Origin of the sequence: Mesorhizobium sp. M0166 (genome assembly GCF_040322255.1) — a bacterium.
GTDB lineage: Bacteria > Pseudomonadota > Alphaproteobacteria > Rhizobiales > Rhizobiaceae > Mesorhizobium.
On record NZ_JAMYTD010000002.1, the window covers coordinates 219,906 to 233,136 of the forward strand.

Consider the following 13,231-nt stretch of genomic DNA (forward strand, 5'->3'; position numbering starts at 1 on the left):
AATAGCAAAGCACAAAATCCCGCCAAACCCGCTACGCCGCCTGCAACCAGTGGCTGTTGCGGACGCAGCGGGCAAAGCAGGCTGGATGGTGCGAGACTAGCAGATCAACGGTAACGAAACCGCTAAATGTCCAAACGTAATTAATGTCGAATACGGCTGGAACTCGCCCGGCAACTCTACGTTGGCGACGGTTTTTGCCATTGCGGCTGATGAATTGGGGCAAGATGGATATTGATCCCGGCTTCGCCCACTTCACCGTGCCAGGCGAGGCGTTCGGCTTGCTGCCTGGTGCCAAAACGCAGTGAAACCCAACCGCCTTGCCCTGGCATGTCACCGCCGGCGCCGATATCGAGCGCAGCATCGGGAAAGCGGATGGCCAACAGCGCCTCGTCGTCGCGCAACACCGTGACCGTGTTTTCGTGCCGGTCGGCATGGAGGCCGGCGGCCAGTTGGAAGACGATCTCGGACTGGCGCCTGCCGCCGAGCAGTTGGTCGGTGATGAGGATGCCATCGGTCTGGCGTGCCAAGGTGCGCTGATGCACGACGCCGAAGCGGCTTCTATAGCCGTCATGCCGGGCGCTCAGCCTCCAGTGCGTCCCCGGCTTGCTCTCCACCAGCGCTGCGACTGCCTTGTGCGACCAGTTGAAACTTCCAGCGATGGTGCTTTGGCTCTTGCCCTCGATGTTCAGCGTGTTGTGCGCCGGTGTGGAGCGGAACCAGTCGCGCCATGCGCCTCCCGAACCGTAGAGCCAGGTGCCGGGATCGACCAGCACCGGCTCACCGTCGATGCACAGGGTGAGCGACAGCGCGTCGGCATGGCCGTGGGCCGCTATCGAGAGATAGCCGAGCGGTCCATGGTCGAACGTCAGTTCGATATTGCGGCCATTCATTGCTCCGCGCCAGACGGAGAGCCCGCCTTGCGTGAACGTCTGCAAGCCATGCGCCGCGGGCGTCGGGCCCGACGGCGCACCAAAGAAAAGCGAACGAAAATCGTCGGGCTCCGGCGCGTTGCCCGGCGTCCCCAGTAAGCCGTGGATGGCGGCCGCGACCGATCGGATATAGTTCGGCTCGTCGCCCAGCTTCAGCACATGGCCCTCATCGTCGTCGCCGAAGCGGGCGGCTTTCTGTGGCAGCCAGCCGACGAAATTGGCGAAGGCGCCCAGACGCGCTTCGACGGCCGAGGGAAACGGCATTCCCGCCTGGCGTGCCGCGGCGGCGCACAGCAAGATGAGTTCGGCGCTGAAAGCTGCATAGGTCGGCGTTTGCTCGGCACCGGCGCCGTCGGCAAGAATCTGCTTGTGCGTCTCATTCAAAAGGACGCTGCGGGCAATTTCGGATTCGGCCCCGAGCGCCAGGCCAACCAGATATTCGCCAGCCAACTCTGCGACAAGATGGTTGTTGGCGGAGGAATATCGCGACGGAAACCGCGGCAGCCAATAGGAGCTTGCCGCGAGTATCTCACCAGCTTTCCGCAGCGTCGCCGGGTCAAGCCGGTCACCGATAAGGTCCAGGGTGATGATCAGGCTGATGGCTCGCAGCGCTACTTCGATGCCGGAAGCCCAGCCAATGCCTCGGAACGGCGGATTGGCGGAATGCCAGCTGCCGATTGCCGCCTCGATGGCATTCCGGGATCGATTGTCCTCGCTGAGGAGCAGGTATGCAGCCAGTACTGGCAATTGCTGCAGCCGGTTGATCTCCCAGGCATATTTTATATCGCCAAGGTCGCCGCCATCGCGAAAATCGATATCGAAGGTATGAGCCTCGGGGCCAGGCCAAAGCCTGCCGGTCACCGGATCAAGACGCCAAAGCTCAGCAGGAAACAAAAGATCTGGCTCACGCTTTGGCCATGTCCGCCCGAGTGCCGAAAACCGGCCGTGAAGTATCTCTTGCGCGGCCGCCGCTATGGCTTGCCGTTGAGCGTCGGTCGCTGCCAGCGCAGCATGGCGAAATCCGGGCAGCACTGGGTGCAACTGCGGCGATGGATAGCGCTCCCACCCATCATCGCGGCGGCGCGACGCGATCCTTCGACGTTGCTCGCCCAGCCGGTGCAACACCTCGGCCGGTCCCATGCTGCGCAATCGGTTGATGTACCAGCCGATTCTCATGCACGCCCCGTCAACGTTTCGGTCCTTGTATACCATGCCGTCGAAAAGCTGCGGGCCGGCAATCTTCTTTCCCGTTCGTTGCGGTTAATATCTCCCGCGAGCATGCGGAGGGAGCGATGCAAAAAGCGGTGTATGTTGTTGCCTGGGTGCTCGCCTTGCTTGTGGCTGCCGACGCAGCGCCCATCCCTCTCAAGCGCGGCGTTGGCGTGCATCAGTGGCTCAACTGGTCGCCGGTGGACAAAGATGGAACCTACGTTTGGCCGCCCTATCGCAGCGAAAAGGAGTGGCTTGCGGAAAGCAGGCCGCTCACCGACTGGCCGGCCGGGGAGGTGTTTGCCCACATCCGATCGATGGGCTTCGACTTCGTCCGGCTGAGCGTCGATCCCGGCCCGCTGCTTGCCAGCGGGGACGCCAAGCGGCAGCAGGCGCTGGACATACTTGCCGCCGCCGTCGAGCGGATCACGTCGACTGGCCTCAAGGTGGTTTTCGACCTGCATGGCGTCACTCAGGTTCCAGACTACAGCATGGAGATGATCTATGGCGGCGCCGACAGCGAGGGTGTCGCCCGCTATCGTCAAATGGTTGTGGCGGTCGCCGCCATGCTGGTCAAGATAGGCACCGACAAAGTCGCCCTCGAACCTTACAACGAGCCCGCATACTACCCTTGCGATGCGAGCGGCAGCGATGACTGGCAACGGATCATGGCAGGGACCGTCCACGACATTCGAGCGGTCAGCAGCGAACTTACCATCGTTGCAACCGGCGCCTGCGGCGGCAGCATTGCCGGATTGGTCAACCTCAGCCCCGGCTTTGATGACCCAAACCTCTATTACAGCTTCCATATGTATGAGCCGCACAGCTTCACTCACCAGCGGCCCGATGACACAATCAGCTTTGCTTCGGGACTTCCCTGGCCGGCCGACAGCAGTACACCCGAAGTGGTGACCGAAACCCTTAGAGCACGGATGGAAGCTGCCGGCTTGAGCAGAGTCGAGCAGATGATGAACATGGCCACCGAGCGCCAAGCAATCGCGAAATATTTCGAGCAGAACTGGGGCCAGAGCCAACTGGAGGCGAGCTTTCGCCAGGCTGTCGACTGGGCTGAAGCCCATGGCATTCCCAGCCGGCGGCTCTTCATGGGCGAATTCGGTGCTATCCTCATGTCCGCGGACGGCCGCATGGGCGCTTTCGAGGCCGACCGTTCGCGCTATCTCAAGGCAGTGCGCCGAGAGTCCGAACGCTTTGCGATCCCATGGTCTGTCTGGGAGTTCTCCAATCCCTATGGGATGAGCCTCATCCCGGCCGATGGCGCCCCGGTACCCGACCCGGAGATGCTGCAGGCATTGGGCCTGCCATAAGTGCCGCCAGTCCCCTCACCAGCGAACAGCCGGTGGCAACCCCTGACCGCCGGGCCCGATCGAGGAACGGGCCTGTTGCAGCTTTCTCCCGGTTGGGTTGTGTTGGCACGAAGTGTTTAACACATTTGTTGTACTGGAGTGGAGGAATGCGCGCCTAGGGGGAACAATGTGTGGAATTGCCGGATGGATCGGTCGAAGGGCCGATAATCCACAAGAGCAGGCCGCCAGAATGTCAAACGCATTGCGGCATCGCGGTCCCGATGCCGAAGGCACCGAGATATTGGACCTGAATACCGGCGAGCAACAACTGGCATTGGTCCATCGCCGCCTGGCGATTATTGACTTGGCGCCTGAGTCGAATCAACCGATGCAGATTGAGGACGGTCGTCTCAAAATAATTTTCAACGGCGAGATATATAACTACATCGAGCTTCGCCAGGAACTGATCGGCCTTGGCCATCATTTTCGAACGCGCTCCGATACCGAGGTGCTGCTCCGAGCCTACGATCAATGGCACTTGTCCATGTTCGACCGGCTGAGCGGCATGTTCGCCTTTGCACTCTGGGATGCTCAGAGGCAGGAATTGATCCTCGCCCGGGATCCTTTCGGGGAAAAGCCGCTTTACCTCATGCAAAGCGAAAAACTGCTGCTGTTTGCCTCGGAGATCAGCGCATTGTTGTCGTCGCAGCAAGATGCGCAGCAACTCGATCTGGATGCCGTGCACGAGTATCTGAGCTGGCGTTATGTGCCGGGACCACGCACGCTTTTTAAACAGATCCGCAAGCTCAATCCCGGAAGCTATGCTGTTTGGTCGCAAGGGGTAGTCAAGGAAACGCGCTACTATACGCCTCCGGACCAGGCGGCCCTGACCGAGCGAATCGACGGAAAAACCGCCAAGCGGCGATTTCTGGAACTGCTCGACCATTCCGTCGAGATCAGGATGCGCAGCGACGCACCTTTTGGGGCCTTCCTCTCCGGAGGACTCGACTCCTCGGCTATCGTCGCCCTGATGGCGAGGCACAGCGCCACACCTATTCGCACGTTTTCCGTCGGGTTCGACGACGCAGCCTATAGCGAACTTGCATTCGCCCGGCGCGTTGCGGATCATTTCAAGACCGATCATTGCGAACTTGTCATCCAGCCAGGCGATCTGATGGATCACCTGCCGGCGATGGTTCGCCAACGCGGCGCACCTGTTTCGCAAAGCAGCGATATTCCAATTTACCTGATGTCGGAGCGCGCCTCCCAGGACGTCAAGATGGTGCTCAGCGGAGAAGGAGCCGACGAGATTCTCGGCGGCTATCCCAAGCATCGCGCGGAATCACTGGCCGGGATCTACCAGTCGCTTGTTCCAGCCTCGCTGCACGACAACGTCCTTTCCCCTTTGGTACGCGCCATGCCGGGCGCGTCGGCCAAGGTCGATACGTTTGCCCGCACCGCGGGCGACAGGGACTTTGCCGCCCGGATGGTCTCCTGGTTTGGAGCCGTTTCGGCGCAGCAGCGCGCTTGGCTGATCGGTGCGTCCGCAAATCGCCGTTATGAGCGCAACGACTTTCCGTTCTCGTCAAGCGCCACGGCTTCCCATCTTCGCCGCGTGCTGTTTTTCGATCAGACATCGTGGCTGCCCGACAATCTCCTGGAACGAGGCGACCACATGATGATGGCCGGTTCAATCGAAGGAAGAATGCCGTTCCTCGATCGCGACCTGGTTTCATTCGTCAGCAAATTGCCCGATCGCTACAGGCTGGGTTGGTTGCACAGCAAGCAGATCCTGCGCGACAGCATGGCCAATATCCTCCCGGAGGAAATTCTCAGCCGCCGCAAGGTCGGGTTCAAGGTACCGGTCGCCGAATGGTTTCGCGGATCGATGAGGAACTACGTGCATGACCATCTTTGCTCGCCTCACTCCGTCATTCGCAGCTATCTGAGTCCGAAGCAGCTTGATCAAATCGTCTCGGAACACACCACGCGTGCCGCCGACCACGAAAAGCTGATATGGGCGCTGTTGAATTTGGAGATATTCCACCGCGAATTCAGGCTGGAAGCGCCGCCGCGATCGTCGGCCTCAGCGCTTGACCGGTTGACGGCTTGACGCCGCCGACCGCCAAACATCGCAGATTGCGCCGACAAACGGGGCGAGTTCAAGCCGTTCCCGATGCACGGCCATGGCACCGGCACCAAGCCTTGCCCTCAGTGCCGGGTTTTCCGCAAGGCGGCTCAGCGCCTCGGTCAACGCTGTAACATCGCCTGGCGGCACCAGCAGCCCGGATTGCCCGTCGGTGATTATGTCTTCGACGGCGCCAACCGGGGTCGCCACCACCGCCAAACCGGCTGCCATGCCTTCGATCACCGACATCGGCAGATTTTCGGCGAAGGAGGGAAGAACCAGAATATCGGCCGAAGAAATCAGCGATGCGACATCGTCAGGTCCCACCCAACCCGGAAAGGCGATCCGGTCTGCAATCCCCAGCGCGGCTGATTTTGTCCGAGCCGCCTCGACTTCGCCATCGCCGGCAATCGTCGCGCGCCAATTCTTGGCAGGGCTCATGCGGTGCAGTGCCTCCAGCAATTGCGGTACGCCCTTGCGGTCGCCGATCCGGCCCAGGAACAGGATATGCACATGGTCGCCGCCGCCGACATGCGCCAGCGACGGGACTTCGGTCGCATTGGGCACGATCACGATATTGCCGGCAGCGCCCGGCGCCCGGCTGGCGACGAAATCGCGCCAAAGCCTGCCCAAGACGATCACCCGATCGGCATGCTCGAACAGAGCTTTGATACGGCGGCTTACGAAACCGCGGTCGGCTTTCCAGAATGTCTGATACTGCGCCCCGTGCAAATGCAGGACATAAGGTATCGACAGCAGCCGTGCACAGGCGGCGATCACCATCTTGCGGTAGGTGCTGCCGGAAACTGAGATGTTGATATGAATGACATCGGCGCGTCCAGCCAGACGCGCCTTAAGCATCCGTAAGCAAAAGCCGAGCATATAGAAGATCGAAAGTCCGACATGCCCCGGGCCACGACTGGCAAGGAAGCACACATCGATGTCGGCGATTTCTTGCCGTTCGAACTCCTGCTTCAGCGCCCCCATGATGCGGTCGATGCCGCCCTGCCCCGAAACGCCCGACGGCGTCGCGACCAGGACATGTATTTTTCGATCGGATATGAGGCGCTGCAACATGATGGTACTCTAAATAACACAGACCGGGTAACTGCAAAGCAAACGTTCCCGATAAGGTTTACGGCAAATCTTTTAGTTCAAACTGAATCTGTTCACCCTTCGCCGTCATCGCGCTGGATTTTCCGCCAGTCGGCGGCTAGTCGAAGGTGAGTTTTCCAGGGACACGCCCTTGCTGCTTCGTTCCACGCTCATTTATGCCCCGGCGATCCTGCTGACGCGAATTTCAGCGCTGCTCCTGCTGGTCGTCGTGACGCGTCTGATCGACCAGACCGAGTACGGCCTGCTCACCTTGGTGGTGACCGTCGGTGAAATGACCGACATTGCCGTCACCAACTGGCTGCGCATCGCCTTGCTCAGGCTTGGGGGCAAGGGCGAAGTCAGCCGCGGCAGCCTGATGCTGGCCGGGCAGGTGTTGCTTGCCACTACGGCCCTGGCGCTGGTCATATCGGTAGGCGCGTCGGCGGTGATCGTGCCGGAACGCTGGGTCGAGTTCGCGATCGCGGTCTGCGGCTATCTGGTCGCCGGATCCATCAGCCGCTTCGCGTTGACGGTGCTGCAGATGCAGCAGCGCCATTCGGTCTATTCGATGCTAGAAGCCCTGCGTGCCCTGCTGCAACTCGCATTGCCGATCGGCGCCATCCTTGTCTTCCAGGATAGCTTTCTGACGGTATCGCTGGGCTCGAGCCTCGGCGCCTTGATTGCCGGCATCGTGGCGGGCATCATGGCATCGCGACGGCTCGTTACCGGTCCGCCGCGTTTCACCCACAGGGACTTCTTTGCGCTCGGTGTACCGCTGATCATCATGGCGCTGGTTGGCTTCGGGCTCAACAGCGCGGAGCGTCTGTTCCTCAAGATCTATTACGATGCCAGCGCTGTGGCGATCTTCGCAGCAGCCTATGCGCTGGCCCGCCAGCCGATCGACATGGTCGCCAACGCCATCAACATGGGCGCCTTTCCGGAGGTGGTCAGCCGGTTCGACGAGGATGGGCCCGCGGCGTCGGGCCGGCTGCTGTCGCAACTGATGGCGCTGATGATGCGGCTTTGCCTGCCGATTGCAGCGATGCTGGTCGCGCTCAGCAGCGATATCACCGCGCTCATGCTGCCTTCGCAATACCACGGCCGCTTTGGCCTGCTGTTTCCGATCATTGCCTTCAGCGTGCTGTGCGCCAACCTCACCAGCTTCGTCTATGGCGTCGTGGTGCACGCGCACAAGCGGCCGTGGCTGCTGATCATCGCCAATCTCTTCGGTTCGGTGGCAACAATCGCATTGTCCCTGCTGTTGATTCCCCCGATGGCGGAGATCGGCGCCGCTTTGGCGCTAGCGGGCGGCTCGGTGGTGGGCTCCATAACCTGCATTATCATCAGCGAGCGGCTCACACCGGTGCCGGTGCCGTGGCGCGACATCGGTGTTTCGGTGATCATCTCGCTCAGCACGGGGCTGGCCGCCAAGCTTGCCAGCATGGTGGTGGGCGACTTGCCGGCGATCTTCTCGCTTGTCGCCGGCGGCACTGCCGGTGCTGCGGTTTTCTTCGGGCTGACCTCGTTGTTCCACCCTGTGGCAGCGACGCAATTCGTCGCCCAGCTGCGCGCGCGGCTACGGATCGCGTAGGGCCGAAGTCCAAGGCCAACGGCCCTATTTGTGGGAAAGCGAACTTATAAACCGGCGTTTCGGCGCCAGCGACGCTCCCAGAACTCCCGGCACAGCAGCCCGGCATAGGCAGTGTTGGTGTCGTAGTAGCGGCGCCACAAGCGTCGCGGCTCCTGGACGACGCGGAACAGCCACTCCAGGCCGGCCGCTTGTATCAGCTTCGGCGCACGGGCAACCTTGCCGCCATAGACGTCGAAACTGCCGCCCACGCCCATCACGAAGCTTGAGGCGAGTTCACCGCGGTAGCGTTTGAGAAAGCGTTCCTTGCGCGGTGTCGGCATGGCCACCAGCAGGCAGTCGGCGTCCGAGGCGTTGATCGCCGCGACGATCCCGGCCTCGTCCTCCGGCTTGAAATAGCCGTTGCGCATTCCCGCTATACTGAGACTCGGATGGTCTTTGGCAAGTCTCGCTACAACCGCGTCGAGAACGTGCTGTTCGGCCCCCAGCAGATACGGCCTAAATCCACGCTTTGCGCAGAGGCTTAGCAGATTGATCATGATGTCGACGCCCGCCACCCGCTCGGGCAGCGCGACACCGCACAGACGTGCACCCCAAAGCACGCCGATGCCGTCGACATTGACAACGTCCGCCCCGGCCACGTCCTCGCGTAGTTCGGCATTCTGGCGCATGGTCACCAGCTTGGCGACGTTCACGACCACATGATGCAGCGGCCGCCGCAGGGTCATCGCCTCGTCGGCGATGGCCAGCGTCTCTGCCATGGTCAGCGCATGGATAGGTGCGCCAAGGAACTCCCGGCGCCGTGACGCCAACAGGGAATGCTGCGCCCATGCCGGGGCGTGCGCGTTCATGCGGCCTGCTCCCTTGCAAGCGTCACTTGTGCGACCTCTGGTTTCTTGCCTTCGATGCGGGCGTCCGGCTTGCGTGCCTTGCGCCACGTCCACAGGCCCCTCGTATCGACGAGCTTCTTGTCCTTGAGCGCCTCGGGGTCGACCAGATTGAACTGCCGATGGTCGACCAGGAGGACGACGATATCGGATTTGTCGATGGCCGAAAGTGCGTCGGTGAACACGATGCCCCTGCCCTCGAGCTCATGCGGCAGCGCATTTGTGTTGGGTTCAGCCGCAATGATCTTCACATTCGGGATATCGGACAGAAGCTTCACCACCTCGACGGCCGGGCTCTCGCGCAAATCGTCGATGTTGGCTTTGAAGCTGAGGCCAAGACAGGCGATCGTCTGTTTGCGGGAGGGGTCGAGCAAGGCCTCGATATCCCTGACCACCGACATGGGCCGCTCGGAATTGATCCGGCGTGCCGAAGCCATCAGCCGTGTGCTGTTGGGTGCAGCGTCGATGATAAAATATGGATCAACCGCAATGCAGTGACCGCCAACGCCCGGACTCGGCTGAAGGATATTCACGCGAGGGTGCCGATTGGCGAGGTCGATCACTTCCCATACGTTGAGCGAGAGATCCTGACATACTGCGGCAAGCTCGTTGGCAAAGGCGATATTGACGTCGCGGAACGCGTTCTCAGTCAATTTCACCAGCTCAGCACTTTCGGCCGTTGTCATGAACAGGTCGCCGGTGACGAAGGTCGAATAGAGTGCCGCGGTCCGTTCCGACGATTTGCGGGACAATCCGCCGATCGAGCGATCGTTGTTGATCAGCTCGGTCAGCACCTTTCCCGGCAGCACGCGCTCGGGCGAATAGGCAACCAGCACATCGGCGTCTTCGCCATGCTGGACAGGAAATTTGAGATCGGGCCGCAACTCGGCAAGCAGGCCGGTCATGATACGCGTGGTTCCCACCGGCGACGTCGATTCCAACACCACAAGGTCTCCCCGCTTCAGCACCGGGGCGATGCTTCGTGCCGCCGCGAGCACGTAGGTCACGTCCGGCTTATGATCGTGGGTCATCGGGGTCGGCACGGCGATGATATAGGCGTCCGCCGGCTGCGGCGTGCTGTAGGCCATGAGCTTGCCGTTCGCCACGACCTTCTGGATCAGACCGTCAAGGTCCGGCTCGACGATGTGGATTTCGCCGCGATTGACCTTCTCGACCACCGCTCCGTTGACATCGACGCCAATGACGTTGAGCCCGCGGCTGGCGAAAATGGCGCAGGTCGGCAGGCCGATATAGCCCATGCCGATTACGGAAACGGTTTTGATTTCAGCCATGGTGCAGCAGTTCCTCAACAATCCGGTTACTGGCCCGGCCATCGCCATATGGGTTGTGTCGTTCCGCCATGCCGCGATAGGCAGCCTGATCGTCGAGCAGGCGATTGGCGTTTAACAGGATTTTCTCGACATCGGTGCCGACAAGACGGGCGGTGCCGGCCACGATCCCCTCGGGTCGCTCGGTATTTTCGCGCATCACCAGCACCGGCTTGCCGAGCGAAGGCGCTTCTTCCTGCACGCCGCCGCTATCGGTAAGCACCAGATAGCTCTGCTTCTGCAGGTACAGGAACGGTAGATAGTCCTGCGGCTCGACCAGATGGACGTTCGGCACGCCTTCCAGCTCTGCGTTGACCACCGAGCGCACATTGGGGTTTGGATGGACAGGGTAGACGATCTGCACGTCTCCGCGCGCCGCCAATCCCTTCAACGCCGTACAGATGCGCTGGATGCCGCCGTCGAAATTCTCGCGGCGATGGCCGGTGACGAGGATCATTTTCTTGGAAGGGTCGAGGAAGGGGAAGCGGGCAGCGAGCTTCGCGTTCATCAGCCTGTCGGCATCGATCGCGCTTGAAAAATGCAACAGCGTGTCGATCACCGTGTTACCGGTCACGAAGATGGTGCTTTCGGCCTTTCCTTCGGCGATGAGATTGTCGCGTGCCTGAACGGTCGGCGCAAAATGCCAGGTGGCGATGTCGCCGGCAATCTTGCGGTTCAGTTCTTCAGGAAACGGCGAGTTGATGTTGTGGCTGCGCAATCCTGCTTCGACATGAGCGACCGGGATACGCTTGTAGAAGGCAGCCAGGGCCGCGGCCATTGCCGTGGTGGTGTCGCCCTGCACCATGACGATATCGGGCTTCGCCTTGTCCAGCACCTCGGCCATGCCCAGGAGCACGCGCGAGGTCACGTCGAACAGCGACTGGCCGGGTTGCATGATGTTGAGATCGTGGTGCACAGGCAGACCGGTCAGCTCGACAACCTGGTCGACCATTTCACGATGCTGGGCGGTGATGCATATTTCGGTGATGAAGCCTGGATGAGCAAGGGCGGCGCGCGCCACTGGAAAGCATTTGAGTGCCTCCGGTCTCGTGCCGAACACGATCAGCAGTTTCTGCCTGGAGGGCAGTTTTGGACGTGAAAGGACGTTCATTGCTGATCCTGGTTGCCTGCAGCCTTCGGGACATGCCGACTATTGCCCGCAAGAGCCATAATAGCGCCGGGAAGCGCCTTCGTGATCTCAATTCTTAATATATGATTAATAACCAAGGCCGCGTTCTCCCGGCTTAACTCTTGTGAAAGGTTGGGCTGACAAGTAGTCTATGGCGGTAGTCTTGAAAAAGAATATATTGGATTGACTAATATTTTAATCATCGGCCACGCCGACGCATCCCGGCGCTGGGAGAATGAGCTTCTGGCGCGGTTGAGTGCGGCTGGACATGCGGTTTCGAGTTGCCGCGCGGCGGCGCCTGAACCCAATGCGCGCGGGATGGATAATGTGCTGGCGCTCGAGGGCCGGCGCTTCGGCCCCTCACTGGCAAGCCGTTCCGGGCCGCTGCCGTCAGGCGATACCGGTCCAGTCGATCTTATAGTCGATCTCACCGCTACCGCCGCACGACGGGGCACGCCTGTCCTGACGCTCGAATTTTGCGGCCATAGCAGCTTTGCCGCGGGCATGACCGAGATGCTGGCGAGCGGGCGTTTGCCAGAACTCACCGCGCGCCTCGACGGCGTTGCCGTCGCCAGGGCGCGGCCGATGATCAGCGATCGGCTCTGGCTGTCCCGAACCAGCAATGACCTGCTCGCCGGCGCCATCTCCCTGATTGCCCAATGTGTCGCCCGCTTTTCGACGGGCAAACTTGCGCCGATTGCCGAGAGCCCGGCGCCGCCCCTGAAGAAAGGCGGTTTTGTCAGGTATTATCTGCCCTTTTTCGGCAGGGGATTGCTCGACCGCGCCGTGCAAAAACTGCGACGTGGCCGGCGCCCCTTCTATTGGCAGGTCGCTTACCGGCTGATCGACGGTCCAGGTGTCGCCGAAACCGGACAGCTGGATGGCAAGCCGTTCACCGTGCTTGCCGATGACGGGCAGCGATTCTACGCCGACCCGTTCGTTCTCGAGCGCGACGGCCGTCACTATCTTTTTGTCGAGGAGTTTCCCTACGCCACCGGCCGCGGCGTGATTTCTGTCGCCGAACTTAGCACCGACGGCACTTTCAGCGTGCCGAAACTGGTGCTGGAGGAAGCGCATCACCTGTCATATCCGCAGGTGTTCGCTCACTCCGGCGAGATTTTCATGATCCCTGAAAGCGCTGCGGCGCGAGAACTGGTGCTCTACCGTGCGGTGCAGTTTCCGGATCACTGGGTGCGCGATACGGTGCTGATGACGGACAGGGATTTCAACGACGCTACGCTGCTCGAATCCGACGGCCGCTTCTGGCTGTTGGGGACCGAGCGGTTCGGTCACGGCAGCGCGTCCGACACGATGGCCGTCTATTCCGCTCCGGCGCTGCGTGGGCCCTGGGCTGCGCACGCGCTCAATCCGGTCGCAGTCGATCACTCCGCCACTCGACCGGGCGGCGCTTTTATCCGCCAGGGCGACGCTTTGCTGCTACCGGTGCAAAACGGCTTGAGAGCCTATGGCGGTGGTCTGGGCTTGATGCGACTGGATCGGCTTGATAATTTCGACGTCCGTTTCGAACTGCCCCAGCCAATCGATCCCGGGCCGGCATGGGCTCGGTCCGGCATTCACACGCTCAATCGCGCGGGCCGTGTCGAGGTTGTGGATAGCGCCGGCTGACCGGTTTG

Annotated in this window: 9 protein-coding genes; 4 read left to right on the forward strand and 5 right to left on the reverse strand. The window is 61.3% G+C overall.

The annotated features are described in order from the left end of the window. Nucleotides 1–176: 176 nt before the first annotated feature. On the reverse strand, nucleotides 177–2,105 hold the full coding sequence (locus NKJ46_RS03460) for a heparinase II/III family protein (RefSeq protein ID WP_352661908.1): 1,929 nt from the start codon (nucleotides 2,103–2,105) through the stop codon (nucleotides 177–179). A gap of 116 nt (nucleotides 2,106–2,221) precedes the next feature. On the opposite strand from NKJ46_RS03460, the gene NKJ46_RS03465 reads away from it, so the two are divergent. Together NKJ46_RS03465 and asnB are read left to right on the forward strand one after the other, a co-directional pair. Beyond that, on the forward strand, nucleotides 2,222–3,463 hold the full coding sequence (locus tag NKJ46_RS03465; protein ID WP_352661911.1) for a glycoside hydrolase family 5 protein: 1,242 nt from the start codon (nucleotides 2,222–2,224) through the stop codon (nucleotides 3,461–3,463). A 166-nt stretch (nucleotides 3,464–3,629) separates the two neighbouring features. After that, nucleotides 3,630–5,555, forward strand: coding sequence for an asparagine synthase (glutamine-hydrolyzing) (gene asnB, locus NKJ46_RS03470; protein WP_352661914.1), 1,926 nt, complete (start codon nucleotides 3,630–3,632; stop codon nucleotides 5,553–5,555). On the opposite strand, the gene NKJ46_RS03475 is transcribed toward asnB, so the two are convergent. Further along, nucleotides 5,529–6,647 carry a glycosyltransferase family 4 protein gene (locus NKJ46_RS03475; protein ID WP_352661917.1) on the reverse strand — a complete coding sequence of 373 codons (1,119 nt, stop codon included), beginning with the start codon at nucleotides 6,645–6,647 and terminating at the stop codon, nucleotides 5,529–5,531. The two genes, asnB and NKJ46_RS03475, sit on opposite strands and share 27 nt — an antisense overlap. Nucleotides 6,648–6,816: 169 nt before the next feature. Here NKJ46_RS03475 and NKJ46_RS03480 point away from each other — a divergent pair, with 169 nt between their 5' ends. Further along, nucleotides 6,817–8,256, forward strand: coding sequence for a lipopolysaccharide biosynthesis protein (locus NKJ46_RS03480; protein WP_352661920.1), 1,440 nt, complete (start codon nucleotides 6,817–6,819; stop codon nucleotides 8,254–8,256). A 44-nt stretch (nucleotides 8,257–8,300) separates the two neighbouring features. Here the strand turns inward: NKJ46_RS03480 and NKJ46_RS03485 are convergent, their stop codons facing one another. The 3 genes from NKJ46_RS03485 to wecB are packed head-to-tail and all read right to left on the reverse strand — an operon-like array spanning nucleotide 8,301 to nucleotide 11,579. Then, a complete protein-coding gene (locus NKJ46_RS03485; protein ID WP_352661923.1) occupies nucleotides 8,301–9,104 on the reverse strand; it encodes a WecB/TagA/CpsF family glycosyltransferase in 804 nt (267 codons plus the stop codon). Then, on the reverse strand, nucleotides 9,101–10,432 hold the full coding sequence (wecC, locus tag NKJ46_RS03490; RefSeq protein WP_352541698.1) for a UDP-N-acetyl-D-mannosamine dehydrogenase: 1,332 nt from the start codon (nucleotides 10,430–10,432) through the stop codon (nucleotides 9,101–9,103). Before wecC ends, NKJ46_RS03485 begins: the two co-directional genes overlap by 4 nt. After that, a complete protein-coding gene (gene wecB, locus NKJ46_RS03495) occupies nucleotides 10,425–11,579 on the reverse strand; it encodes a non-hydrolyzing UDP-N-acetylglucosamine 2-epimerase (RefSeq protein WP_352661926.1) in 1,155 nt (384 codons plus the stop codon). The genes wecC and wecB overlap by 8 nt, the downstream gene beginning before the upstream one ends. A 201-nt stretch (nucleotides 11,580–11,780) precedes the next feature. On the opposite strand from wecB, the gene NKJ46_RS03500 reads away from it, so the two are divergent. Further along, entirely contained in the window at nucleotides 11,781–13,223 is a 1,443-nt protein-coding gene (locus NKJ46_RS03500; RefSeq protein ID WP_352661929.1) for a glucosamine inositolphosphorylceramide transferase family protein, read from the forward strand. The last annotated feature ends 8 nt before the right edge of the window (nucleotides 13,224–13,231 follow it).